Consider the following 25442-nt stretch of genomic DNA (forward strand, 5'->3'; position numbering starts at 1 on the left):
TCTCTACAGGGCGCGGTCGCGGCCGTCGACGGGCGAGGCGGGGACGGGCGGGACGGTCGGCAGCGGAGTGAAGGCGAGCGGTTCCGTGTGGTTGACGGGGAAGACCTTCGGCATCGTGCCGGTGGCCCGCCCGTAGGCGCAGGCGACGGCGGCCATGGCCCCGGCGACCGCGAGTTCGCCCGCGCCGCCCGGCTTGTCGCCGCTCGGGGGCATGACGACGATCTCCAGTTCGGGCGGGGTGTTCCACTGCCGGGTGTAGAAGTACTGGTCCCAGCTGCCTTCGAGGAAGTGGCCGTCGCGCAGATGGAGGCCGGACGTCAGGGCGAGGGCGATGCCGTCGGAGATGCCGCCCATCATCTGGGCTTCGAGTCCGCGCGGGTTGACGGCGAGTCCGACGTCGACGGCGCAGACCACCTTGGTGACGCGCGGCCCGGTGTACGCGCCGGGGATCGTGCGCCCGGTGGTTCGAGGACGGCAGTCGATCTCGGCGAGGACCGCGACGGCGGAGTGGTACTCGGTGTGGACGGCGATGCCCTGGGCGGTGCCGTCCGGCATGCTCCGGCCCCACTCCGCCAGCTCGGCGACCTTGTCGAGGACCGCGCGGGCGCGGGGGTCCTTCATCAGGCGCCGCCGCAGCGCGTACCCGTCCTGTCCCGTCCTCCTCGCGAGTTCGTCCATGACGAGTTCCTGCGCGCAGCGCACGTTGGGCGAGTAGATGTTGCGCATCGAGCCGGTGTTGAAGCCCTTGTCGGTCTCGGCGAGGAGCTGGGTGGTGACGCCGAGGTGGTAGGGGCTGGTCTGGGTGAGCTGGAACATCGTCTCGGAGAAGGTGAGGTCGGCGACGGGGAGCCGGGCGGCCTCCGCCGTGAGGATCTCGCCGATGCCGTGCCCGAAGTCGGTGGCGATGCTGGTGTGGCGCTGCTCGTAGGTGAGGACCTCGCCGAGCGCGTACGTGGCCCGGACCCGTGAGGTGGACATCGGATGCGTACGGCCCTGGCGGAAGTCGTCGGTGCGGTGCCACATGAGTTTCACCGGCTTGCCGAGGGCCCGGGAGATCTCGACCGCCTCGTGGGCGGCGTCGTGGAAGAGCTTGCGGCCGAAGGAGCCGCCACCCTCCGTGACATGGAGGCGCACGGCGGTCACGGGGAGGCCGAGCGTGAGGGCGATCTCCTCCTGGGCGACGAGCGGCGCCTTGAAGGAGCCCCAGATCTCCGCTGAGCCTTCCCGGACGTCGGCGATCGCGCAGTTGGTCTCCAGGGCGGCGTTGCTGGCGAAGTGGAAGGTGAAGCGCTCGTCGACGGCCTTGGTGAGCAGGGGCAGCGGCGGGATCACGAGCGGGAGTTCGGCCCGGCGCAGCTTCTCCAGGACGGTGGCGTCGGAGGCGCCCTCGGCGGTGCCGGGACCCCAGTCGACCCGGAGGGCGCGCACGGCGTCGACGCACTGGCCGAAGGTACGGCCCCGGACGGCGACGCCCGTGGAGACGGCGACGACATCGGTGACGCCGGGCATGGCCCGGACCTCGGCGAGGTTGGCGACGGAGCGGACGGTGCCGTTGATGGTGGGCGGGCGGCAGACCATGGTGGGCAGGGCGTCCGGCACCTGGAGGTCCATGGCGAACTTCTTGCGGCCTGTGACCGCTTCGAGGGCGTCGATCCGGCGCTGTCCGGTGCCGACGACACGGAAGCGGGCGGGGTCCTTGAGGGTGACGGCGACGGCGGCGTCGGAGAGGACGGCGGCCCGTACGGCGAGTTCGCCGTAGCCGAGGATCCGGCCCGCCGGGGAGAGCACCGTGCCCGCCTTGGTGGTGAGCGTCTCCACGGCCTCGCCGAGGACGAGCGCGGCGGCGTGCAGCAGCCGCCCCCGGGCGACGGCGGCGGCGACCCGGAGGGGCGTGTACGTGGAGTACGTGGTGTTGGAGCCGCCGGTGAGCTGGTTGAAGAGCAGCTCGGGGCGGGCGTCGGCGAGGGTCACCTTCACCCGGTCGAGCGGCAGGTCGAGTTCCTCGGCGACGATCATGGCGCTGGAGGTGGTGACGCCCTGGCCGACCTCGGCGCGTGGCAGTGCGAAGTGGGCCGTGCCTTCGGCGTCGAGCCGGATGGTGAGGAGGCCGCTGGTGGGCAGGGCGGCGAGGGTCAGCAGCTCGTTCAGGTCGAGGAGTTCGGCCGGTCCCGGCAGCGAGGGGACGAGCCCCGGGGTGGCGGCGGCGGCTTCCCCGGGGGCGAGGACGTCCGCGCCGAGCCGGGCGGCGACGGTGAGGGTAGGGGCGGCGAGGACGTAGCCGAGGAAGCGGCGGCGGGCGATACCGGCGGTTCCGTCGTCGCCCGTGTCGCTCGCCCGGCCCGCGTCCGCCGCGGCCTCCGCGCCGCTGTCGGACCGGCCGTCACGCTCATGGTGCCGCCTCGCCATTCGGTGCGCCCTTCGTCGTGGACCGGCGCACGGGACCGCCGGAAGCTCCTCGGATGGGGTGATCATCGCTCATCTGGGCGGCTCCGAGGGCCCGTTCGACCGAGATTCTTGTCAGGGCTTCGTCACACGAGGAGCGCGAGGCCGGAGCCGGGAGAGACGGGTGCGGGTGAGGCGGGTACGGGTGAGGCGGCCCGGTGCGCGGCATGGGCGGGACGGACGAGGGCGGGTGAGGGCCGTCCGGGCGAGGCGGGGCCGGGAGGCGCGGGGGCGGGTGAGCGCGGCCCGGGAGAGGCGTGGGCGCTGACCGCCGCCCGTGATCAGCGCGTTGACGGAGGCCATCGGGTCCCCGCCCGCCGACCGGGTGAGCAGCGCCGCGAGCACCACCGGCCCGAGGGCCACCACGAGGGCCGTGCCGGTGGCGGTGACGTGCTGGAGCGGGCGGGAGCGCCGGGCTTCGGAGGTCATGCCCCCACTCCAGCAGCGCGCGGCCCTCACCGTATCGGCCGAGGTACTCAGCGGGGCACGGCGGCGTACTCAGCCGCGGGCCCCGCCACGGACGCGCCGCCGCCTCATTCCGAACCGCCCCGCGCCGGACGCGGGTCCGCCCGACCCGGTCCGTCGGACGCGGCACGCCGGTCGGCGCGTCCGCTTGGCGGGGCGGGTGGGGTCGCGTGGGCGGGCGAACGTACCGTACGGGGACACAGTCCAGAACGAAGGAGACCGCCACCATGGCCGACTACCGGATCGAGACCGTTCGCACCGGGTACCGCAACTGGACCGCCCGCAACGACCGGGGCGCGGAGGTCCGGATGGCCGCCGCCGACGACGCGGACGCCCAGCCCTCGTTCACCCCGGTCGAACTGCTGCTCGCCGCGATGGGCGGCTGCGGCGGGCTCGTCGTGGACCGGACGGCGAGGGCCGTGGACCACGAGGACCTGCGGATCGTGGTGGAGGGCGTCTCCGGGCCCGAGGACGACGGCCGGGTGGGACGCATCCGGGTCAGCTACGAGTTCGACCTGCCGGACGACAACCCCAAGGCGGCGGAGGTCTTCGCGCGCGGGGTGCGTCTGACGCACGAGCAGTTCTGCACGGTGAGCCGGACCGTGGAGCACGGCGCCCGCGTGGAGGCGATCCTGCCGGACGGCACGGTCGGCTTCGAGGGCTGAGCCCGGCGGACTCCGGGGCGCGCGGGCCCGGTTCACTCCTCGATGGCGCCGCCGATCCGGCGCAGATGGCGCCGGAAGGTGTACGAGGGGTCCTCGGCACGGGCGGCCAGATAGGCGTCGAAGCGGGTCTGCGCGCGGAGCGTCTCCCCCGCCTCGATGCGGCGGGCCTGTTCGCGTTCGGTACGCAGGAGGGCGCGGGCCGTCTCCAGGACGGCGTCCGCACGGTCGGCCCGTACGAACAGCACGCCGTCGTCGTCGGCGAACACGATGTCGGCGGCGGTGACCTCGTGCGGGCCGAACCGGGCGGTGCGCAGCGAGTCGGGGTCCCGGGGGTCGAGGCGTACGGGACCGGGCGCGTGGCGGCCGTACGAGAAGACCGGGAGTCCGATCGCGACGAGGTCCGGGGTGTCGCGGTGCAGCCCCCAGACGACGAGCGCGGCGACGCCCGCCGCCCGTGCCTCCAGGATCACGAGGTCGCCCACGCAGGCCTCGTCGCGGCGGCCCTCGTTGTCGACGACGAGGACGTCGCCGGGCCCGGCGTGGGCGAGGGCCTCCAGAAAGACGTCGACGCTTCCGTGGTGCCGGACGGGCAGGGCGCGTCCGGCGGCGCGCTGCCCGTCGGCGACGGGCAGGATGCCGGCGGGCGCGGCCCGCAGGGGCTCTCCGAGGCGCAGACAGGCGTCGGCCACGAGAGGGGTGGAGAGGGCGGCGAAGTCGGCGAGGTCCTTCGGCATCGGGCGCTTCCGTTCGGTGCGGGGTGCGGGCGCTGGCCGCGCGATGCTACCGGCCGGAGCGCCTTGACCGTCCGGCGTCGAAGAGCCCGGGAACACCGGACGGTCGGGCCCGATCGGCGGGAAACCGCCCTAGACTTCGGGCACCCACGAGGGTCGGTGCGTCAGGGGAGGGCGGTCGGTGATGCGGTGGGACGCCGTGCTGGGAGTGTCCGTCGCCGTGAGCGGCGTGGGGCTGATCACCGCGGGAATGCTCTGGAAGGGTCGCGCCGCGCGCCCGTTCGCCCCCTCGCGGGCGCGGACCATGGCCCAGCGGGAGTACGCGCGTGACCTCCAGCGGGCGGCGGACCGTGTCATCGCGGCGGCCCGGGGGGCGGCGGGCGAGGGCGAACCGGCCATCGTCACGGTCGAGGCCGTGGTGCGGATGACCCAGGACCGGTACGGCTACGCGGGCGTGGAGCGGCGCCACGCGGCGGCGGCGCTACGGCTCCGCTTCGAACACCGGCGCTGCGCGGCCGACTGCGTGACCGACGCCTACCGCTGAACGCCCGCGCCGGGGCGGGCCGGCCGGGGCGCCGAGGTCGCTCCCGCGACGGGCCGGACAGGCGCCCGGGGGTCACTCCCCCGTGGTGCCGTCGAGGCGTTCGCGGAGCAGGTCGGCGTGACCGTTGTGCCGGGCGTACTCCTCGATCATGTGGGCGAGGACGTAACGCAGTGAGTAGGTCTCCTCCCCGAGGGTGCCGGTGGCGTCGAGGGAGTCGGTGGCGTCGACGATCGCGCGGGCGCGGGCGCACTCGGCGTGCCAGACGGCGAACGCCTCGTCGGCGTCGGCGCCGTCCACGTCGAAGTCGGCCCAGTCGGTGGAGCCGGGCGGGGTCCAGGGGCTGCGGCTGCTCTCGCCCGCGAGGACATTGCGGAACCAGGTGCGCTCGACCTCGGCGGCGTGCCGTACCAGCCCCAGGAGGGAGAGTCCCGAGGGCGCCGTCGCGCGTTCCCGCAGCTGGTCGGGGCCGAGCCCGGCGCACTTCAGGGCGAGGGTGTCGCGCTGGAACTGGAGCATCGCCGTGAGGGTGGCGCGTTCGTCGGCGGTGTGCGGTACGGGCGTGCGCGGGTCCTGGGAAGTCATCTGCGCATTGTGCCGCCGACCACGGCGGGCGGTCCGGGATTTCTCCCGGTCGCCCGCCCGCGGCCGCTCCCGGCGGCGACCTGAGGAGGGGATGGCACGCCGCCCGGAAGGCGGGGACGGAGGAACGGGCGGGACGGCCGGGCGAGGAAGCAGGTCGCGTGTGAGGCGCGACCGGGTGCGGAAGCAGGTCGTGTGTGAGGCGCGGCCGGGCGACGGCGCAGCCGAGACGCGTGTCGGTGGCCGGGCGGAGGGCCGGGCCGTACGGGCTGGGGCCGGGCCCCCGCGCTCAGCCGGAAGGCCTCCGGGCCCCGTCGGCGAAACGCGCCCGGTCCACCGTCACCACCACTTCACACGTCCGTCCCCGATTCCTCTTCCAGGCTACGCCGAAGATGCTTCGGCGACCCGGCGCGCAGGGATGCGGATCCCGGTCCCGATTTCTCTTGAATTTTTATTGAACGCTCCCTGTCCATTGGTCGCTACTCGCAGAGAGCGCGTTTGAATTCTGTCCGGTTCCCTACGGGACAGACCTACACATAAAGGCCAGATAAGTGCACAATGGAGCAGCGGCATCATGTGCCGCACGAGCGGCCGGACACGCACGACGCCAGAAGGAGGCGAGTCGTATGGCCGACGTCTCTCACCGTCACGGTGATATCGCGGGACACCCCGACGCACCGGAAATGCGGGAACGGTATGCCCGGATGGTCCAGACCCGAGGAGTAGCGGCGGTGGAGGAACTCGTGATCCTCGCCGGTGTCTACGCGGCGATCTCCGCGTGGACGGTCCACTTCTCCGCCACCCACCCCCAGCTCGCCGTCAGCAACCTGGTCGTCGGCATCGGCATCGCGGTCCTCGGGCTGTGCATGTCCATGGCCCCGGAGCGCTCGCAGGACCTGAACTTCGTGGTGCTGTTGATGGGCGCGTGGCTGATCGTGTCCCCCTGGGTGGTCGCGCGGAGTCCCGACATGGGAACGGCGCTCAGCAACGTCATCACCGGCGCGTGCGTCTGCCTGTTCTCCCTCACGGCGGGCGGACTGCTCATGAGCAAGAGAAGGACGTGAGGCCCGGATCCCCTTCCGGAACGGCCACTACCCGGTAACGAATTGACCCGAATGGTTTCGGCCACCTAAGTTCTGCGTAAAGCTTGCTCCACAGGGACAGGCTCTCCCGCTCATACCCAGTCCTTGGGGGGACGAAGTGAACTGGTACCTCGAAGCCTTCAAGAAGTACGCCGTCTTCAGCGGTCGGGCACGCCGGAAAGAATTCTGGATGTTCGGCCTGTTCAACTTCCTCGTCTCGCTCGTTCTCGTCATCATCGACAACGTGGTGGGCTACCCGGTGCTGACCCCGCTGTACGGGCTCGCCTCCCTCCTTCCCTCGCTCGGGCTGTCCATCCGCCGCCTCCACGACACCGGCCGCTCGGGCTGGTGGATACTCTTCAGCCTCGTCCCGCTCGTCGGCGCCATCGTGCTCTTCGTCTTCTCCGTCCTCGACGGCGACCAGCAGGAGAACCAGTACGGCCCGAACCCGAAGCAGCCCGCGGCCTACTGACGGCCCGCACGGTCCAGGAGCGAGGCCCCCGGAAGGAGTTCCTTCCGGGGGCCTCTCGCCATTGCCGGGGCCTCTCGCCATGCCGGGGCCCACACCCGGGCCTCTCACCCGCCGGAGGCGTACTCCCGGCGGGCCACGTCGAGTTCGGCGCGGTCGGGCGGCAGGGCGCCCGCCCGTGAGACGGTCACGGCCGCCGCCGCCCCGGCCGTGGCGAGGAGCCCGGCGAGCGCGTCGGCGGAGAGCGCGCCCAGCGTCGCCCGGTCGCGGCCCGCGAGCGCGTCGAGGACGGCCGACATGAAGGAGTCCCCCGCGCCGACGGTGTCGACGATCCCGACCCGGGGCGCGGCCGCGCGGACGGTGTGCCGCCGGGTGGCGGCGAACGAACCCCGCGCGCCCAGGGTGACGAGGACGACGGCGGGCCCCCGCGCCAGCCAGCGGGCCGCCACCGTCTCCGGGCTCTCCCCCGGGTACAGCCAGGCCAGGTCCTCGTCGCTCGCCTTGACCAGATCGGCGAGGGCGACACAGCGCTCGACCCGGTCGACCGCCGCCCCGTGCTCCCCCATCAGCGCGGGCCGCACATTGGGGTCGTAGCTCACGGTCGCCCGGTCGCGCAACCGCTCGGTCTCGGCCAGGACGGTGGCCGCGCCGGGGGCGGTGACGGCGGCGATCGAGCCGATGTGCACATGGGCGGGCGCGAGACGCGCGGGCGCCGGCGCGGACAGGGTCCACGCGATGTCGAAGGTGTACGAGGCGGCGCCCCGCGCGTCGAGACCGACGACCGCCGAGGGGGTGCGCGGCGGAACCCCGCCGACCCGCACCCGTACGCCCGCGTCCTGGAGGTGCGCCCTGATGAGCCGCCCCGCCGGGTCCTCGGCGAGCTGGGTGAGCAGGGTGACGTCCCGGCCGAGCCGCCCGAGACCGAAGGCCACGTTGGCGGGGCTGCCGCCGGGGTGGACCCGGTCGGCGGCGCCGGAACCGGCCGGGGCGCGGACGATGTCGGCGACGCACTCGCCGATCACCAGGAAGGACATGGGGCGGGGCTCCTCGCGTACGGGCCGGCCGGGACCCCGGCCCGGCGGAGGGTGCCGGGCGCGTCGGGAGGGACGGCGGGGGCGGGCGGTTCAGCGGTGGCGACGGTAGAGGACCTGGTGGGCCTCGTGTTCGACGAAGGAGGAGACGTGTGTCATGCCGACGTCCTCCAGAAGCCGCCGGGAGCGGTGGTTCGCCCGCTGGGTCAGCGCGACCACGCTGGGCGCGTCCCGGAGCGTGGCGTCGAGGACGGCGGCGACGGCCTCGCGCGCGTAGCCCCGGCCCCAGTGTTCGGGCAGGAACTGGTACGAGACCTCCGTCTCCCCGTCCCGCGCCTCCGGCTCGACCGTCACGATCCCGAGCAGCGTCCCGTCCTCGGTCCGGGTCACCGCGTGGACGCCGGGCGCCCCGACGACCCTCCGTTGCCGGATCCGTACGACGTGTTCGGTCACGGGCCCGCCCAGATGGCGGCGGACCTCCGGGTCCGTCCAGAGCCGGGTGACGGCCGGTACGTCGGCGGTCCGCACGGGGCGCAGCAGCAGGCGCCCGGTGGCGAGGGAGGCGGGCGCCGAAGGGGCCGGGAGCGGGAAGGCGGGCATGCCTCCGATCATCTCAGCCCCCGTCCCGACGACCGCGCGCGGTGGCCCGGAACCCGCCCGTCCGGGCGCACGGCCGCTCTAGCGTGACCGCCATGCCCCTTCTCGGATACGCGCGGGCGTCACTGCTCCGCCCTCACGGCGGCCCTCCTCATGGGCCCGCAGGCGGCGGCACAGGGCCTCACGGGTCCGGGCCCCCTGTCCCCGGCACGACCCACGGCGGCCGAGGCGCCTTTCTCCCTCACCCGCGTGCCGGAGGCCGGAGCGTCTTCCCCCGGCGGCCGGACACCGGGGCCCGGAACCGCCACCCCGGACCGTCCCTCCTATCAGGCGTCCCTGCGCGCCGACGCCGACGGTTCGCGCTGGACCGGCCGTCAGACGGTGTCCTTCCGCAACGCGGCCCGTACTCCGCTGCGTTCGGTGGACCTGCGCCTGTGGGGCAACGGCGCCGACGGCTGCGGCGGCCCCGGGCAACCGTCCCCGGTGCGGGTGAGCCGGGTCTCCGGGGGCACTCCGGGCGCGCCGGCCGTCGGCTGCACGGCGCTGCGGATCACGCTGCCCGCGCCGCTGCCGCACGGGGCGCGGGCGAGCGTCTCCTTCGACGTCTCGATCGCCGTCCCCCACCGGATCCACCGCTTCGGCAGGGACGGCGCGTACCGCTTCCTCGGCAACGCGCTGCCCGTGCTGTCCGTGCGCGACGCCCAGGGCCCGCACCTCGACCCGGACGTCGGTTTCGGCGAGAGCTTCCTGACGCTGACCGGCGACTTCCGGGTGGTCCTCGACCATCCCGCCGCGCTCGTCGTCCCCGCGACGGGCACCACCACCCGGCGCACGGGCAGCCCCGGCCGGGCGGTCACCACGAGTGTGGCGCACGGGGTGCGGGACTTCGCGTGGGCGGCGGGCCCCTTCCGTTCGAGGACGGTGACCACTCCGGGCGGCGTCCGGCTGAACGCCTTCTGGACACGCACCACGCCCTCCGAGGGCGTCGCCCTCGATCTGCGCGACGCCGTGGCCTCGGTCGACGACTTCGGCCGCCGGTTCGGCCGCTACCCGTACGGCGAGCTGGATCTCGTCATGAGCGATCACCTCGACGGCTTCGGCAGCATGGAGTTCCCCGGTCTGGTCCTGCTGTGGACCGAGCCGGAGGGCTCGGCCGTCGTCCACGAGATCGCCCACCAGTGGTTCTACGGAATCGTCGGCAACGACCAGTTCGCCTCGCCCTGGCTGGACGAGTCCTTCGCCCAGTACGCGAACCAGCTGTACTACGGCGAGGAGACCACGACCTGCCGGGAGGACCACGGCGACTGGCCGAGCGCCACGGCCTCGCCGACCCGGTCCATGGGCTACTACGCGAACGGGCACCGCTCCGAATACGTCCAGGTCGTCTATCTGCGGGGTTCCTGCGCCCTGCACGATCCGGAGCGGGTCCTCGGCGCACCCGCGATGGCCCGCATGCTGCGCGGCTATGTGCGGGACCACTGGCTGGGCGTCGCCACCACCGCCGACTTCCGGCGGGCGGCGCAGGCGGCGACCGTACGGGACCTCGGCCCGTTCTGGACGGAGCACCGGATCGGCTGAGCGTCCGGCCGGGACCCGCCCCGGCCCGTCAGGACATGCGGCGGGTCAGCGCGGCCACGGCTCCCGGCCGACGCCCCGGGACCCGTTCCCTGAAGGCGAGGAGCACCGGACCGAGGGCGCGGGCGCGCGTCGGGTCGTCGACCTGCTCCCACTGGTGGTGGGCCCGGTCCACGGCCGCCTCGACGTCCGGGTGGTCCGTCCGCTGCCCCAGTCCGAGCCTGACTTCGGCGGCGGCCAGCCACAGCTCGCAGCTGCGGGCCGGTTCCCCGGCGAGCCGGGCCAGATCGGCCCGTACCTCCGTCCAGTGCACCGCCTCCTGCGACCGGGGCCCGTGGCGGCGCAGCGCCTCGCTCTCCCAGGCGGCGGCCACCGCCGCCGCCTCCCCGTGCCGACCGGCCATGGCGGCGGCCAGGATCGCGGGGTGCGGGTCCTGCTCGGCCGCCGGTACGGGGACGGACACGGGTGCGAGGAGGAGCGGGGCCGGTGTGGTGCCCGCGGTACGGGCCGCGGCCTCCGCGTGCAGGGTGGCGTACGGCAGCCGGGCCCCGGAACGCCAGAGTTCCGCCCAGGCCCGCAGATAGTCGGGGGTCGCGAGGCCGCCGCGGCGCGGGGGCGGGGTCACGCGCGCGTAGAACGCCGGGCCGGGTCCGAGGTGCAGCAGACCGGGACCGTCGGCGAGCCGTTCCCATACGGCGGCGTCGGCCGTGAGGTCCGCGACGACGGTCGTGGTGCCGGGGGCGCGGGCGCCGAGTTCGCCCGCGAGCCAGTGCCAGGGCAGTGCGGTGTAGCGGAGGGTCGCGCCGGTGGTGCGGGCGAGCGCCAGATGGGGCAGGTGCTGGCGCCGGTCGAGGTGGAGCTGCCCGGCGAGGCAGACGAGCAGCGGACCCGGGTTCGCGGCCACCGCGCGCAGCCGGGTCAGCACGGTCTGCGGGTCGAGGGGGTCGGCGAGTTCGACGACGGTGGCCGCGGCGGTGCCGGTGAGGACGCCGGGCGGCACGGCGGCCAGGGCGGGGAGTACGGCGGCGGCGTCCATGACCCGCCCCCGCCCGGCGGGCGCGGCGGCGAGCAGCACGGCGGCGCCTACGGTCGCGGGAATACCGGGAGCGTATGCGGGGGGAGCGGCGCTGCCTGCGGGACCGACGGGCGCGGCGCCTCGCACGGCCCCGGAGATCCCACCAGCCGAACCGGAGGCCCCCATCGCACCGGAGGCCCCACCCGAACCAGGGGCATCGGTCGTCCTGTAGGCATCGGCCGTCCCGGCGACCCCGGCGACCCCGGCGACCCCGGCGACCTCAGCGACCCCGGCGACACGAGCCATCCCGACAGCCCCGACAGCCCCGACCGTGTCAACCGTCCCGACGGTCCCCGCCGTCACGCGCGTCATGTCCGTCACCTGGGTAACCGCCGCTCCCGTAGGGCCCGTTCCCCCGGGGCCGTCCGTGCTCGTACGCCTAGTCAGCGTAGGCGAAGACCCACCCGCCGTGCCCGTTCCCTCGTCGTTCACCACCCCCGCACCGTAACGCGTCCCGGAGTGGCCGATAATCGCTGGGCCTTTGACATATGCCGGAAGCACCACCGGATCGAGTGTTGCCGAATCCCTTACGGCCTGTCCCGGGCTGTGCAACAGTCGTACACGGTCCTGTCCTTTCCCCGTGGCCTGGCCGTGCCGCGCCTGTATCGGAGTACGACATGCCGTCCCCTCTGTTCGCGGACCGTCCCGCCCGGCAGCCGGAGCCGGGCGCGGTGGACGCGCTGATCTCGCAGACCCGCCGCCTGCGTGGCGGGCTCGTCGCCGTCCGCAGGGACGCGGTGGCGAACGAGGACGATCCCCGGCAGCGGTGGCAGCGCGCCCTCGTGGACCTCGCGGTCCACCAACTCGACGATCTGGGCGCCCATCTGGGGCAGCTGCGGGCAGGCGCTCCCGAGGAGACCGACCCGGAGACGGACCCCGACGCAGCCCCCGAGGACACCCCCGACACTCCGTTCACGAGCGACCCCGGAGCCGCCTACGGCGAGCCGGCCCCGCCGCGCACCGGCTCGCTGCTCTCCCGGGTCGGCAGCGCCGAGTGGAACCTGCTGACCGACGAGGTCTGCTGGTCCGACGAGCTGTTCCAGATCTTCGGCAGGGCGCCCGAGAGCGGTCCGATGTCGCTGGACGAGATGCCCACGATGGTCCACGACGACGACCGGTGTCTGCTCCAGGGCATGGTGACGGACTGTCTGATCGACGGGAAGCCGATCGACGGCGAGTTCCGGATCGTGCGGACCGACGGAAAGGTCCGCACCGTCCACATGACCGGGGAGCCCGTCCTCGACGCCGACGGCTGCACCGCCTCCATGTGGGCCGTCCTGCGCGATGTGAGCGAGCTGCGGCGCAGCCAGCGGGCGGTCCGGGACAGCCGGGACAGCCTGGAGCGAAGCCGCCGCATCGAGCAGACCGAGCGGCGGGTCGCCGTGCAGCTCCAGGAAGCCGTACTGCCGCCCTGGCGGGGCTCGCTCCGCTTCGCGCACGACGGCCCCGCCCCGCTGGACGTCGCGGCCCACTACCTTCCCGCCGCCACCACCACCCTCATCGGCGGCGACTGGTACGACGCGCTGGCCCTGCCCGGCGGGGACGCGCTGCTCACCGTCGGCGACCTGACCGGCCACGGGGTCGCCGCGACCTCGTCGATGGCCATGCTCCTGGGCGCGCTGCGCGGCATGGCCGTCGCCGGGATCCGGCCCGCCGCGCTGATGGGACATCTGAACCAGCTCCTGGAGACCTCCGTACAGCCCGCCCTCGGCAGTGCGATGTGCTGCCGGTACGACCCGGTGGCCCACACCCTGACCTGGGCACAGGCAGGACACCCCGCCCCGCTGCTGTTCCGCGACGGGGCGGGGCACGTCCTCAGGCGCCCCGAGGGCGTCCTCCTCGGGGCGACGACCGGCGCCGTGTACGGCGAGGCCGAGACCCGGCTCCTTCCGGGGGACGTCCTCGTCCTGCACACCGACGGGCTGGCCCGGGGCAGCGGTGCGTCCGACGACACGGGGACCCGGAGGCTGCTCACCCTCGGGGACCGGCTCGCCGGAGCCCGCGACGCCCAGGACGGAGTGCGCGCGGTGCTGGCGGAGTTCGGCGAGGAACAGCGCGAGGACGACGCCTGCGTGATGGTGGTACGGGTCGGGGGCTGACCCCGCCCCTCAGGTCCGGCTCTCGGACCCGCCCCTCGGCCTGTCCCCCGGCTCGGGCCTGTCCCTCAGGCCTGTCCCGGCCTCGGCCGGTTCACCGGGGACCTCGGCAGGGCGTCCTCGATCTCCTCGCGCAGGTGCTCGATCCTGGTGTATCCGGCGTACTGCCCGGTGAGCCGGTACATCTCCCGGAGCCGGTCCCAGGTGCGGTGGGAGGAGGTGTCCCCCATCGACATCAGGGCGAGCCGGGCGTACCGGTCGGCCTGCTCCGGGTCGTCGGCGATGAAGCAGGCCGACGCCATCGAGATGTGGTCGAAGAGCTTCGAACGGTCGTGGCCGCCACGCCGCAGTTCGAGGGCCAGCCTGGCGTGATGCTGGGCCGGGACGGCGGCGGACGGGTCGTGGTCGGCGAGGGTCCGGTAGGCGAGCGCCTGCATGCCGTGCATGTCGGCCTCGTCGAAGGTCTGCATCCAGTCCGGTGCCTTCTCGTCCTGCCGGTCGGACACGAACAGCTGCTCGGCCTCGCCCAGGGTGCGGCGCATGGCCTGCCCCCGGCCGAGGGAGGCCTGCGCCCATGCCTCGATCGTGTGGAACATGGCCTGGGTGCGGGGCAGCACCCGCTCGCCCGCACCGTCCTTGGCGAGCTTCATCAGGTCGAGCGCCTCGCCTGGACGGCCCAGATGCACCATCTGACGGGCGGCCCGGGACAGCGCCTCCCCGGCCCTCGGCCGGTCACCGCCCTCCCTGGCCGCGTGCGCGGCGATCACGAAGTACTTCTGAGCGGTGGGTTCGAGACCCACGTCGTGGGACATCCATCCGGCGAGGACCGCCAGGTTGGCCGCGACGCCCCACAGGCGCCGCTGGAGGTGGTCGGCGTGGCGGTAGGCGAGCATGCCGCCCACCTCGTTGAGCTGGCCCACCACGGCCTTGCGCTGGAGACCGCCGCCCCGGGAGGCGTCCCAGGCACGGAACACCTCCACGGAGTGCTCCAGGGCCTCGATCTCCTCCGAGCCGATGGGGGCGGCCTCGTAGCGGTCGAAGCCGACGGGGTCGGCGTGCAGGGGGTCGGTGCTTCGCTGGGGGACGGACTGGCGTGCGGGATCGTTCTGTAGCCAGTCGTGCATGGCGTTGCTGAGTACGGAGCCGGCGGCAAGCGCGGCACCCGCGCCCACCAGGCCGCGTCGGTTGAGCATGAGGTCCATTCCCGTGAATTCGGTGAGGACCGCCGCCGTACGGTCGGGTGGCCAGGGCAGCCCGTCAGGGTTCTCCGTCGCCCTGACGTCCTGCCGTGTTCCACTGCGTCCGCGTCGTACGAACCCGAGGTCCTCGATGGTCACGACACGGCCGAGTCGCTCGGTGAACAGTGCTGCCAGCACCCGGGGAACGGGGTCGCGCGGGGTCTCGCCCCGGTCGATCCATCTCCGCACCCGTGAGGTGTCGGTCGCCAGCTGGGGGTGGCCCATGGCCGCCGCCTGCCGGTTGACCAGCCTCGCGAGTTCGCCCTTGGACCATCCGGCCAGGCCGAACAGGTCCGAAAGACGGGTGTTGGTTTGTCCGGTCACGTCTAAGCCCCCAGGTTCTCGGCTGAGTTGACAGTAGCCCTCCGTCATGGGCCTGGCGATAATTCGCCAGGGTTCGCCAGGGTTCGCTTGATGTTCCGCCACCCGCGCGCGGGTGTCAGGTAGGAAAGCGCCACCCCGCCCCGCCGACCGGCCCTCATTCCCCAGGGTGCGGACCGGGGGCGGGCGGGGCGACGCGCGCAACTCGTCGGCACACGAAGGGATCTGTCACCCTCATGTACACAGCATCGTCCTCCGTGTCCGCCCCGCCCCGGCCGCAGCACCGCGTCATCCCCTCCGGGCCCGGTCCCTACCTCGCCCCCGCCTCGCAGGCCGTCCGGCCGCGACGCCGGGTGGGCGGCGCGGGGACCCAGCCGATCAGCGGGAGGATCGACCTGTCCGGCCCCCAAGGGGCCCAGCTGAAGACGGCGATCGCCTCGATCCACCGGATCTGCCCGGAGTTCAACCCGGTGCAGGTGCTGCGGCGCAGCGGGCGTTCCGTACTCATCGTCGGGACGACCGGGCGGACCACGGCGGTCGCGAAGTGCTTACTCGACCACTCCTCGGCATGGATGGAGCGGTTCCGGCACGAAATAGGGTCCTACCGCTCCTTCGTCCGTCACCGTCCCCCGGTGCGGGCGCCGCGGCTGATCGCCGCGGACCCGGAGAACTGCACGCTGGTGATCGAGCGGATGCCGGGACGGGCGGCGGCACTCTCCCGCCACCCCGTCGAGGCACCGCCCCGGGCCGATGTGCGGGCCGCGCTCGGCGCGGTCGCCCGGCTCAACGCCTGGCGTCCCCCGGCCGGGACGTTCGACGCGCCGCTGGACTACGGCACCCGGATCGCACGCTTCCACGAACTCGGGCTCTTCACCGACCGTGACCGTGACGACCTCCAGAAGCTGCTGCACGGTCTGGTGCACGCGGGTGGCCGTCAGGGCATGGGCCAGTTCTGTCACGGCGACGCCCTGCTCTCCAACATCCTCCTCTCCCCCGTCGGTCCGGTGCTCGTCGACTGGGAGCACGCGGGCTGGTACCTGCCGGGCTACGACCTGGCGACCCTGTGGACGGTGCTCGCCGACGCGCCGCTGGCCCGGCGCGAGATCAGCAAGCTCGCCCAGCAGGCGGGGCCCGCTTCCCGGGACGCCTTCCTGGTGAACCTGATGATCGTGCTGACCCGGGAGATCCGCACCTACGAGACGGCGGTGCAGCGCACCATGAAGGAGGCCCCGCCGGCCGGTTCGGTGCCGGTGCCCACGGGGGCGCTCGCTCCCGGGGAGGAACAGCGACTGCTCCTGCGGCGGCTGCACGACGACTGCGCCATGGCACGGCGGGCCGTGCGCGCGGCGGTCGGGACGCGCTGAGGCCCGGTCCGGCCGACGCCACCGGGGGTGGGTGCGCCGTGCGCCCGGTGCCGACACACCGGGCCACGGCGCACCGGCACGTCCGGCCGCAGCCCGGTCCCGCCGGCCCCTGGCCCCGGCCCTGGCCCCGGTCCCACCGGCCCCCGGCACCGACCCTCTCCCCCTGCACCGGACCGTCGGCCCCCGCCGTGCCCCGCCCCGGCGCGTCAGACCTCGCCGCGTCAGGACCTCGCACCCCTCGCCCCGGCGCCTTCCTCTCCGGCGCTCCGCCGATGCCCCGCCCCGGCGCGAAACCGGCCCGCCGCGTCCGCCACGTCCGCCGCGTCCGGCCAGTGGTCCACTCCACTGACGCGTCCCAGGCCCGGGGCCCGTCGCGGCGAAACTCCGCCGGATGGCCCTCCACAGCCGCTCTGACGTGGGAACTTCCCTGCCATGAGGCGTGATTGACGGATCGTTCGGGAGCCGATACCCCTGTACGGGACCGGTCCCGCACGCCCCCGTGTCACCCCACACCGCAGGAGGCTGCCTTGCTCCGTCCCGCGTCCCCGAGACGTACACCGGCATCACGGGTTCCGAGGGCGGTGGGCGCCCTCGCCTCCGCCGCCCTGCTGCTTCCGCTCCTCTCCGCCGCCCCGCCCGCCGGAGCCGAGGTGCCCGAGGCGGGCGCCCTGCAAGGCCAGTTCACCCGGGCCGCCGCACGGCACGGCGTGCCCGCGAGCGTGCTGCTCGGCGTCTCGTACCTTCAGTCGCGCTGGGACGGCCACGGCGGCGCGCCGAGCGTGACCGGCGGATACGGGCCGATGCACCTCACCGACGCGACGACCGCGCTCGCCGGGCAGCCCCCGCACCACTCGGACGGGTCGGAGGACGCGCGCGGCGACTCCTCGCGCCCCGCGCGCACCGGCTCCCCGAGCACACCGGCTCCGCCCGCCCCGGAGGCGCTGCCGCCCCGGCTTCGGACGCTGGAGCGGGCCTCGGAGCTTTCGGGCATCCCCGCCGACGAGCTGCGCACCGGCACGGAGGCGAACATCGAGGGCGGGGCGGCGCTGCTCGCCGCCGCTCAGCGGGAGGCGGGGCTTCCGGCAAGCGCGGACCCGGCCGACTGGTACGGGGCGGTGGCCCGGTACTCCGGCGCGGACGACGCGGCGACGGCGGCCACGTACGCGGACGACGTGTTCGACGTGATCAGGACCGGGGAGTCGCGGACGACGGACAGCGGGCAGGTGGTAACACTTGCGGCCGTGCCCTCGGTGGCGCCCGCCACCGGGCAGCTGACGGCGCTCGGGCTGCGGCGCCCGGCCGGCGGGCCGGTGGAGTGCCCTCGTACGGTCGCCTGCGAGTGGGTGCCCGCGCCGTACGAGGAGTTCGGCGACGGGGACTACGGCAACCACGACAAGGCGGACCGGCCGGCCTCCCAGTCGATCGACTACATCGTCATCCACGACACCGAGGCCACCTGGGACGTCACCCTGAAGCTGGTCCAGGACCCGACGTACGTCTCCTGGCAGTACTCCCTGCGTTCCTCCGACGGGCACGTCGCCCAGCACCTCCCGCTCAAGGACGTGGGCTGGCACGCGGGGAACTGGTACGTGAACGCCAAGTCGGTGGGGCTCGAACACGAGGGCTTCCTCACCGCGCCCGACTCCTGGTACACGGAGGCGATGTACCGCTCGTCGGCGCGGCTCGTGCGCTACCTCGCCGCCCGGTACGACATCCCGCTCGACCGGCAGCACATCCTGGGCCACGACACCGTGCCGGGGACGGTGACCTCCTCGATCAAGGGCATGCACACGGACCCGGGACCGTACTGGGACTGGGCGCACTACTTCCGGCTGCTGGGCCGCCCGATCACGCCGAGCGCGGGGCCCGCCGCCGGGGTGGTCACGATCCGGCCCGACTACGCCTCCCACCAGCCGGTCTACACGGGGTGCACGACGGCGGGCGAGGCGTGCGCGCCGCACGGGAGCGGGGCCGTGCGCCTGTACACCGCCCCGAGCGCCGACGCGCCCCTGGTGAAGGACATCGGTCTGCGGCCGGGCGGGCAGGATTCGACCGTCGACGTGAACGACACCGGGGCGCGCGCCTCGACGGGACAGAGCTTCGCGGTGGCGGAGCGCCGGGGCGACTGGACGGCGATCTGGTACCTCGGGCAGAAGGCGTGGTTCGCCAACCCCCGGAGGGAGCCGACGGCGGTGAACGCGCGGGGGCTCGTCCTGACGCCCCGGGAGGGTCTCGCGGAGGTGCCGGTGTACGGGAGGGCGTACCCGGAGGCCTCGGCGTATCCGGCGGGGGTGCCGGTGCAGTCGGTGTCGCCACTGCCGTACAAGCTGCTCGCGGGGCAGCGGTACGTGGTGGGTGACCGCACCCCGGGCGAGTACCTCTTCGCCCCGACGTTCGATATCAGTGAACATGCGGTCGTGCGCGGTCAAGAGGAGTACTACCTGATCCAGTTCGGACATCGCGTCGCCTTCGTCAAGGCCGCTGACGTGCGGGTTTCCCGGGCCTGACGGGAGAGGCGACCGCATGGCCGCGAGGGGTGGCGGGCTGCCGTGTCTGCCACCCCTCACACCGGCGTTCATAGGACTATTCAAGAGGTCATGTGTGGCGCGGGAGCTACGGGTAAAGGTGGGCCGGACAATCAGCACCCGTTCACCGGAAGGCCCTTCCGCACATGCCTCAGCCCTTCGTCATGCCGGATTTCTACGTCCCGTACCCGGCACGGCTCAATCCCCATCTGGAGACCGCCCGCGTCCACACCCGGGAGTGGGCGCGGGAGACGGGGATGCTGGAGGGCTCGGGCGTCTGGGAGCAGGCGGACCTCGACGCCCACGACTACGCGCTGCTCTGCTCCTACACCCACCCCGACTGCGACGCGGCCGCCCTCGACCTCGTCACGGACTGGTACACCTGGGTGTTCTTCTTCGACGACCACTTCCTTGAGCTGTTCAAGCGCACCCAGGACCGGCCGGGCGGCAAGGCGCATCTGGACCGGCTGCCGCTCTTCATGCCCGCCGATCCGGCCGGGGGCATGCCCGAGCCGCTCAACCCCGTGGAGGCGGGGCTCGCCGACCTCTGGCGGCGCACCGTCCCCGCCATGTCGGAGGGCTGGCGGACCCGCTTCGCCGAGGCCACCGAGCACCTGCTGTACGAGTCCCTGTGGGAACTCGACAACATCAACGACGGACGGGTCTCCAACCCCCTCGAATACATCGAGATGCGCCGCAAGGTCGGCGGCGCGCCCTGGTCCGCCGGACTTGTCGAGTACGCGGCGGGCGCCGAACTCCCCGCCCGGGTGGCCCGGTCCCGGCCGCTGCGGGTGCTCAGGGACTCCTTCTCGGACGCCGTCCATCTGCGCAACGACCTCTTCTCGTACCAGCGGGAGGTGGAGGACGAGGGCGAGAACAGCAATGGCGTGCTCGTCCTTGAGCGCTTCCTCGGCTGTACGACCCAGCAGGCGGCGGACGCCGTCAACGACCTGCTGACCTCCCGGGTCCAGCAGTTCGAGAACACGGCGCTGACCGAGGTGCCCCGGCTCGCCGTGGAGCGGGGACTCGACACGGCCGAGTGCGCGGCGGTCGCCGCCTACGCCAAGGGGCTCCAGGACTGGCAGTCCGGCGGCCACGAGTGGCATCTGCGCTCCAGCCGGTACATGAACGAGGGCCTGACCACCGGAGGGCCGCTCTCCGGCGGGGCCGTCGGCGCCGGTGAGCTGGGTGTCCGCACCTTCTTCGGGCGTCCGGCCGCGGCCCGGCTGCGGACCCTCACCCATGTGCCGCACCGGCACGTCGGGCCCTCCCTGCTGCCGGAGTTCGACCTGCCCTACCCGCTGACGGTCAGCCCCCACCACGAGGAGGCCCGACGGCGTTCGCTGGACTGGGCCGAGGGGTTCGGCCTGCTGGACGACCTCTGGGACCGGCCGCTCGCCGAGGGCTTCGACCTGGCGCTCTGCTCGGCCGGGCTCGACCCGGACGCCACCTTGGAGGAGCTGGAGCTGAGCGCCGAGTGGCTGACCTGGGGGACCTACGGGGACGACTACTACCCCTTCGTCTTCGGCCGGACGCGGGACCTCGCCGGGGCGCGGGAGCAGACCGAGCGGTTCAAGGCCTGTCTGCCGACGGACGATCCGGCCGCCGGGGCCGCGCACGCCGGGAACCCGCTGGAACGCTCGCTCGCCGACCTCTGGGCCCGGACGGCGGGCCCCATGGTGCCGGAGTCCCGCGCCCGGCTGCGGTACGCGCTCGATGTCATGCTGGAGAGCTGGTTGTGGGAGCTGCACAACCAGGCCCAGCACCGGGTGCCCGACCCGGTCGACTACATCGAGATGCGCCGCAGCACCTTCGGGTGCGAACTGACCATGCTGATGTCCCGGTTGCGGCACACCGACGCACTGCCGGCCGGGCTGCTGCGCTCCGGGACCGTACGCGCCCTGGAGAACGCGATCATGGACTACGGGGCCTTGATCAACGACCTCTTCTCGTACCAGAAGGAGGTCGAGGTCGAGGGCGAGGTCCACAACGGCGTCCTGGTGATCCAGACCTTCTTCGGCTGCGCCTATCCGACGGCCGTGGAGATGGTCCACGACCTGATGCGGGGCCGACTGCGCCAGTACGAGCACCTGAAGGGGCGTGAGGTCCCGCTGCTGCTCGCGGAGTACGGGCTGGACGCCGAGGGCCGGGCGGTCTTCGCCGCGTATCTGCGGGAGCTGGAGGACTGGCTCGCGGGCATCCTCAACTGGCACCGGAAGGTCCGGCGTTACGGAGCGGGGGACGTCCACGCGGGCAGCGGCACCCCGCTGGTGGGCCGGGGCCCCTCGGGTCTGGGTACCTCGGCGGTCCGGGTGGGCGCGCTCATCGGGTCCACCCGGCGCTGAGACGGGCGAAGGGGCCGCTCCCGGACGGTTCCGGGAGCGGCCCCCTGTGTACGGGCCCAGCGGGTCAGGCGTGGCGGCCGCGCAGTTCGTCGAGTTCGCGCCGGTCGCGCTTGGTGGGGCGTCCCGTGCCCCGGTCGCGGACCGCCGCGACGGCGACGTGCTCGCGCGGCGGCGGGGGCGGGCTGTTGTCGACGAACGCCTCGGCGGCCACCGGCGGGCCGACCCGCTTGGTGTGCAGCTCCTTGACCTCGACGATCCGCTCCCGGCCGCCGTGGAAGACCCGGACCTCGTCGCCGGGCTTCACGGCCTGGGCGGGCTTGGCCCGCTCCCCGTTGACCTTGACGTGGCCCGCCCGGCAGGCGGCGGCCGCCTGCGAGCGGGTCTTGGTGAGGCGGACCGCCCAGATCCAGCTGTCGACGCGCGCGCTCATCGGCCCCGCCTCCCGTCAGCCCTGCTGGAACAGCTCGGCGGGCAGCGGCTTCAGGAGCGCGTACAGGTCGTCGGTGATCGGCCGGTCCCAACTGGCGATCGTCACGAGGACGTTGTCGCTGCGGTCGAACTGGACGCAGGAGATACGGCTCTCGGAGAGCTTGAGGCGGCGCACGATGAGGAGGTTGTCCCCCTGCATCACGGGCACGTCCTCGGTGTCGAGGACCTCGACCGGCTCGTCGTTCTCCAGGGCGGCGAGAAGCTGGGCCACCTCGAAGGGAATCTGGCCGTCCGCCAGCTCACGGGCCGGGGAGCCCTCCGGCAGATTGCCGATGATCATCGCGGGGCCCCGGCCGCCGAAGAGGTCGTACCGGAGGAAGACGCCCTGGCAGGAGCCGTCGGGCGCGGGCAGCAGACCGGCGCCGAGGTTGCCGGGCCAGTCCCCCGGGTCCATGGCCAGGACGTCGAAGTCCGGGCCCGCGGGAGTGGCGGCGCTGCGGCGGCGGAGGAAGGACATACGGCCATGGTACGTGCCCCGGCGCGCGCCGCGACGCGCGCCGGGCGGCTCCGGCGCTCAGCTCTGCCCCTCGGACTCCTCGGGCTCCCCTCCGGTGTTCCGCAGGGCCTGTGCGAGGCCGGTGCGGTCGGTGCCGAGCTTGCGGTAGACGGCCGAGAGGAGGCGGGCGACCTCGTTCGTGTCGAGCCCTAAGAGTGCGGCCGCGTCCTCGTCGCGGGCGATCGTGTCGGCGACCGCGCGCTCCCGCGCGGTGAGCCTGTCCGTACCCGCCGGGTGGAGGGCCCGGGGGCGCAGTCCGGCCGCCGCGAGTTCGGCTCGCGCGGTCTCGACGAGGGCGTCGGCGCCGCAGTCCTGGGCGGTCTCCAGACCCCGGTACAGATGTTCGGAGGCCTCGGCGGTCCGCTCGGTGCGGCGCAGGGCCGCGCCGAGGCCGACGAGGGAGCGGGCCAGCTCGTACGCGGCCGGTGACTGGTCGAGCCAGTCGACGGACTCCTCCAGGAGCTTGATCCGCTCGGGTCCCTCGGAGACCTCGGCGGCCACCCTGAGCGCCTGGCCGATCCCGGATGGCGCGCCGTACTGGCGGGCCCTGAGGACGGCCTCGTGGGCGGTGGCCTGGGCTTTCGCCGGGGAGGTGGCCGCCTCGGCGAGGGCGAGGTGGAGCTGCCAGGGGCAGCAGGAGGGGTTGCGCTTGCCGCGCGGGTCGAGCCGTCGGCCGACGGCGGCCAGCTCGGCGGCGGCCTCATCGGTGCGTCCGGTGGCGAGCAGCAGTTCGGCGTGGACGGTCTCGCAGTCGGGGATGGTGACGGCGGCGGGGAAGGGTTCGCCGAAGTCGTGGTCCCGGGCGACCCGCTCGGCCTCGTCGGTACGGCCGCGGGCGATCAGGACCTCGATCATGACGCCGGTCGCGTACCAGAGGGCCGGGGTGCGGGCGCCGACGCGCTCGGCGAGACGGAGTCCGGCGCGGGCGAAGTCCTCGGCCTCCATGAGGCGGCCGCGCCGGAAGCGGATGTAGCCGATGAGGGTGTAGGCGAAGGCGAGGTGGGCTCCGCGCCAGCCCTGCTTCTCGAATTCGGCGGTTCCTGCGGCGAAGAGTTCCTCGGCGCGTCCGGGCCGGTCGGCGTACAGGTGGAGAAGGGCGACGAGGACCGGGACCTCGAAGCCTCGGCTCTCGTCGGCCCAGCTCAGGCCGCCTTCCAGGGCGCGCTCGGCGTGCCGGAGGGCGACCGAGGCGGGTTCGGCGCGCAGGGTGGCGTCCCAGGCGCGCAGTCCGATGATGTACCGCTCGGTGACGTCGCGGCCGGTGAGCCGGTCGGCGAGGGCCGCGAGGCGGCGGGACCTGGCGGGCGATTCGGGTTCGTCGGCGCGCAGGGCGTCCCACATGAACTTCTCGGCCTGCGTCCGCAGACGGCTGCGGGCGTCGGTGGCCCGTCCGGCCTCGTGGCCGAGGAGTTCGGAGGCCTCGACGAGCCGGTCGCTGTGGGCGAGGACCTGGGCGAGCCGGTAGACGATGCCGTGGCGCAGCGCCGGGTCGGCGATGGGCTCTTCCAGGGCGGCGCGCAGATGGTTGACGGTGGTGACGGGTTCGGTGAGGAGGGAGGAGCAGCCCAGTTCGTAGAGGACTCCGGCCCGGTCCTCGGTGGCGGGTGGTTCGCGCAGGGCGCGGGCGAGGTAGCGGCGGGCCGCGTCGGGGGCGCCCGCACGGAGGGTCTGTCCGGCGGCGGCGCGCAGTTGCTGGACGACCCAGGGGTCGGCCTCGGGGTGGGTCTCCAGGAGGTGGCGGGCGGCCGCGGTGGGGCCGAGGCCCGCGTCGACGACGCACCAGGCGGCCTGGCCGTGCAGGGCGACGCGGGTGGCGGCGGAGATGGAGCGGTAGACGGTGGTGGCGATGAGCGGGTGGGTGAACTGGAGCGGGCCCTCGGGGTGTTCGGCCTCGGCGAGGACGCGGGCCTCGCGGAGCCGGGCGGCGCATTCGGCGACCTCCTCGCCGCCGAGTCCGGCGACGGCTCCCGCGAGCTGGGGCGAGATCTGGGTGCCGAGGACGGCGCAGGCCCAGGCGAGGCGGACGGTGGCGGGGCCGAGGCGTTCGAGGCGGGTGACGAGTCCGGTGCCCTTGAGGGCTGCGGCGAGGTCGCGCAGGGCGGGGGCCGCGGCGGCGGTGGGTTCGAGTCCGTGGTCGCGGACCTTGGCGGCGAGTTCGACGGCTTCGAAGGGGTTGCCGGAGGTGACCGTCCAGAAGTCGTGGCAGAAGGCGTCCTCGGCGTGGGCGCCGACCTGGTCGCGGACGAGCCGGGTGACGGCGGCGGCGGTGAGCGGGGCGAGCCCGAGGGGCCGCTGTCCCGATCTGCGGCCGGCGAACTCGGCGCCTTCCTCGGGCAGCTCGTCGGGCCGGTAGGCGACGACGAGGAGCATGGGCAGTTCCTCGGCGCGCGGGGCGAACGCGGCGAGCCAGCCGAGGGATTCGGGGTCGGCCCAGTGGACGTCGTCGAGGACGACGACCAGGGGTGCGCGGCGGACGGCGAGGTGGGTGAGGACCCAATCGAGTCCGTCGCGCAGGCCCTGCGGGTCGGGCGGGGAGCCTTCGGTGGGGGCGCGCAGGCCGAGGGCGGGGCCGACGATGTCGTACCAGGAGCCGAGCCGTTCGCGGAGTTCGGCGTCGGTGGCGTGGGCCAGTTGGGGCTGGAGGAGCTGGCGGGCGACGTGGAAGGCGACCCGCTGTTCCTGTTCGCCGCCCCGGGCGGAGAGGACGGTGCAACCGCGGGCGGCGGCACGGCGTCGTATCTCGGCGAGGAGGGCGGTCTTGCCGAGTCCGGTGGGCGCGGCGTAGGCGAGGACGCCGCCGCGACGGGCGCCCGGCGGGTGCTCGCCTGCCTCGGTGCCGGGGAGCCGGCCGGGGCCGAAGCGGGTTCCGGTCAGGGGGCCTTCGCCGGTGGGGCGGACGGCTCCGGTGCGTGGCCGGGTGTCGTCGTGGCCGAGGCCCGGCAGGGCGACGAGGTGGGGGCTGTGGCTCTCGCGGGGTGCGGGAGCGCGGTCGGGCCAGGACGGGTCGGCGGCGAGACCGGTGAGGAGGTCGAGTGCCTCCTCTGCCGCGTCGAGCGCCGCTTCCCGTTCGAACAGGCCGAGCCCCTGATGGGCCGTCCGGCCGTCCTGCTGTACCACTCTCCACCCCCACACCGGGGGCGCACGCCGGGCGCACGGTCTGGTGTGCCCGGCGGTGGCCCCGTGAAAACCCCAGCGTACGCCGGTTGGCGGGGGCTGTGACGGGCAATCGTGCAGCCGACCTTCGACGATCTCGTGGGCCGTGTGGGTGCGGTATGCGCCGGGTGGCCGTCCGAGCCCGTCGCGGAGGGCTGTT

Annotated in this window: 20 protein-coding genes; 9 read left to right on the forward strand and 11 right to left on the reverse strand. The window is 73.9% G+C overall.

The window, feature by feature from the left end:
- Nucleotides 1-3: 3 nt before the first annotated feature.
- Nucleotides 4-2406, reverse strand: a complete 2403-nt coding sequence (locus BU197_RS09800) for a molybdopterin cofactor-binding domain-containing protein (RefSeq protein ID WP_223183019.1) — start codon at nucleotides 2404-2406, stop codon at nucleotides 4-6.
- A 111-nt stretch (nucleotides 2407-2517) separates the two neighbouring features.
- On the reverse strand, nucleotides 2518-2871 hold the full coding sequence (locus BU197_RS30345) for a hypothetical protein (RefSeq protein ID WP_223183020.1): 354 nt from the start codon (nucleotides 2869-2871) through the stop codon (nucleotides 2518-2520).
- A gap of 263 nt (nucleotides 2872-3134) precedes the next feature.
- Here BU197_RS30345 and BU197_RS09810 point away from each other — a divergent pair, with 263 nt between their 5' ends.
- The gene (locus tag BU197_RS09810) at nucleotides 3135-3572 is read left to right on the forward strand and encodes an OsmC family protein (RefSeq protein WP_188267864.1); all 438 of its coding nucleotides are present in this window, start codon (nucleotides 3135-3137) and stop codon (nucleotides 3570-3572) included.
- Nucleotides 3573-3604: 32 nt separating this feature from the next.
- Here BU197_RS09810 and BU197_RS09815 read toward each other — a convergent pair whose 3' ends face one another.
- The gene (locus tag BU197_RS09815) at nucleotides 3605-4306 is read right to left on the reverse strand and encodes an RraA family protein (protein ID WP_188267865.1); all 702 of its coding nucleotides are present in this window, start codon (nucleotides 4304-4306) and stop codon (nucleotides 3605-3607) included.
- Between the two features lie 196 nt (nucleotides 4307-4502).
- On the opposite strand from BU197_RS09815, the gene BU197_RS09820 reads away from it, so the two are divergent.
- The gene (locus BU197_RS09820; RefSeq protein WP_317452126.1) at nucleotides 4503-4847 is read left to right on the forward strand and encodes a hypothetical protein; all 345 of its coding nucleotides are present in this window, start codon (nucleotides 4503-4505) and stop codon (nucleotides 4845-4847) included.
- Between the two features lie 72 nt (nucleotides 4848-4919).
- Here BU197_RS09820 and BU197_RS09825 read toward each other — a convergent pair whose 3' ends face one another.
- Nucleotides 4920-5429, reverse strand: coding sequence for a DinB family protein (locus BU197_RS09825; RefSeq protein ID WP_188267867.1), 510 nt, complete (start codon nucleotides 5427-5429; stop codon nucleotides 4920-4922).
- 623 nt (nucleotides 5430-6052) lie between these two features.
- Between BU197_RS09825 and BU197_RS09830 the strand changes: the two genes are divergently transcribed.
- Both BU197_RS09830 and BU197_RS09835 read left to right on the forward strand, forming a co-directional pair.
- Nucleotides 6053-6490: an SPW repeat protein gene (locus BU197_RS09830; protein ID WP_188267868.1), complete on the forward strand. Its 438-nt coding sequence runs from the start codon at nucleotides 6053-6055 to the stop codon at nucleotides 6488-6490.
- A 136-nt stretch (nucleotides 6491-6626) separates the two neighbouring features.
- A complete protein-coding gene (locus BU197_RS09835) occupies nucleotides 6627-6980 on the forward strand; it encodes a DUF805 domain-containing protein (protein WP_188267869.1) in 354 nt (117 codons plus the stop codon).
- Nucleotides 6981-7084: 104 nt separating this feature from the next.
- Here the strand turns inward: BU197_RS09835 and BU197_RS09840 are convergent, their stop codons facing one another.
- Together BU197_RS09840 and BU197_RS09845 are read right to left on the reverse strand one after the other, a co-directional pair.
- On the reverse strand, nucleotides 7085-8011 hold the full coding sequence (locus BU197_RS09840) for a carbohydrate kinase family protein (RefSeq protein WP_188267870.1): 927 nt from the start codon (nucleotides 8009-8011) through the stop codon (nucleotides 7085-7087).
- Nucleotides 8012-8101: 90 nt separating this feature from the next.
- Complete coding sequence (locus BU197_RS09845; protein WP_223183021.1) at nucleotides 8102-8608, reverse strand: GNAT family N-acetyltransferase; 507 nt, start codon at nucleotides 8606-8608, stop codon at nucleotides 8102-8104.
- 150 nt (nucleotides 8609-8758) lie between these two features.
- Between BU197_RS09845 and BU197_RS09850 the strand changes: the two genes are divergently transcribed.
- Entirely contained in the window at nucleotides 8759-10183 is a 1425-nt protein-coding gene (locus BU197_RS09850) for a M1 family metallopeptidase (RefSeq protein WP_188267872.1), read from the forward strand.
- A 28-nt stretch (nucleotides 10184-10211) separates the two neighbouring features.
- Here the strand turns inward: BU197_RS09850 and BU197_RS09855 are convergent, their stop codons facing one another.
- Entirely contained in the window at nucleotides 10212-11255 is a 1044-nt protein-coding gene (locus BU197_RS09855; protein ID WP_317452128.1) for a hypothetical protein, read from the reverse strand.
- Nucleotides 11256-11872: 617 nt separating this feature from the next.
- On the opposite strand from BU197_RS09855, the gene BU197_RS09860 reads away from it, so the two are divergent.
- A complete protein-coding gene (locus BU197_RS09860; protein WP_188267873.1) occupies nucleotides 11873-13354 on the forward strand; it encodes a SpoIIE family protein phosphatase in 1482 nt (493 codons plus the stop codon).
- 65 nt (nucleotides 13355-13419) lie between these two features.
- Here the strand turns inward: BU197_RS09860 and BU197_RS09865 are convergent, their stop codons facing one another.
- Nucleotides 13420-14913 carry a hypothetical protein gene (locus tag BU197_RS09865; protein ID WP_188267874.1) on the reverse strand — a complete coding sequence of 498 codons (1494 nt, stop codon included), beginning with the start codon at nucleotides 14911-14913 and terminating at the stop codon, nucleotides 13420-13422.
- Nucleotides 14914-15146: 233 nt separating this feature from the next.
- Between BU197_RS09865 and BU197_RS09870 the strand changes: the two genes are divergently transcribed.
- The 3 genes from BU197_RS09870 to BU197_RS09880 all read left to right on the forward strand — a co-directional run bounded on the left by BU197_RS09870 (nucleotide 15147) and on the right by BU197_RS09880 (nucleotide 21144).
- Complete coding sequence (locus BU197_RS09870) at nucleotides 15147-16274, forward strand: aminoglycoside phosphotransferase family protein (RefSeq protein ID WP_188267875.1); 1128 nt, start codon at nucleotides 15147-15149, stop codon at nucleotides 16272-16274.
- 581 nt (nucleotides 16275-16855) lie between these two features.
- A complete protein-coding gene (locus tag BU197_RS09875; protein WP_188267876.1) occupies nucleotides 16856-18781 on the forward strand; it encodes an N-acetylmuramoyl-L-alanine amidase in 1926 nt (641 codons plus the stop codon).
- 164 nt (nucleotides 18782-18945) lie between these two features.
- Nucleotides 18946-21144, forward strand: a complete 2199-nt coding sequence (locus BU197_RS09880) for a terpene synthase family protein (protein WP_188267877.1) — start codon at nucleotides 18946-18948, stop codon at nucleotides 21142-21144.
- A gap of 64 nt (nucleotides 21145-21208) precedes the next feature.
- On the opposite strand, the gene BU197_RS09885 is transcribed toward BU197_RS09880, so the two are convergent.
- From BU197_RS09885 to BU197_RS09895, 3 genes are read right to left on the reverse strand one after another with little or no spacing between them, the layout of a single operon-like run.
- Nucleotides 21209-21574, reverse strand: coding sequence for an RNA-binding S4 domain-containing protein (locus BU197_RS09885; protein ID WP_188267878.1), 366 nt, complete (start codon nucleotides 21572-21574; stop codon nucleotides 21209-21211).
- A 15-nt stretch (nucleotides 21575-21589) separates the two neighbouring features.
- Nucleotides 21590-22090: a hypothetical protein gene (locus BU197_RS09890; RefSeq protein ID WP_024757478.1), complete on the reverse strand. Its 501-nt coding sequence runs from the start codon at nucleotides 22088-22090 to the stop codon at nucleotides 21590-21592.
- A gap of 57 nt (nucleotides 22091-22147) precedes the next feature.
- Nucleotides 22148-25003: an AAA family ATPase gene (locus BU197_RS09895; RefSeq protein ID WP_188267970.1), complete on the reverse strand. Its 2856-nt coding sequence runs from the start codon at nucleotides 25001-25003 to the stop codon at nucleotides 22148-22150.
- Nucleotides 25004-25442: the final 439 nt, after the last annotated feature.

The sequence above is a fragment of the Streptomyces sp. CBMA291 genome (assembly GCF_014596525.1).
Lineage (GTDB): Bacteria > Actinomycetota > Actinomycetes > Streptomycetales > Streptomycetaceae > Streptomyces.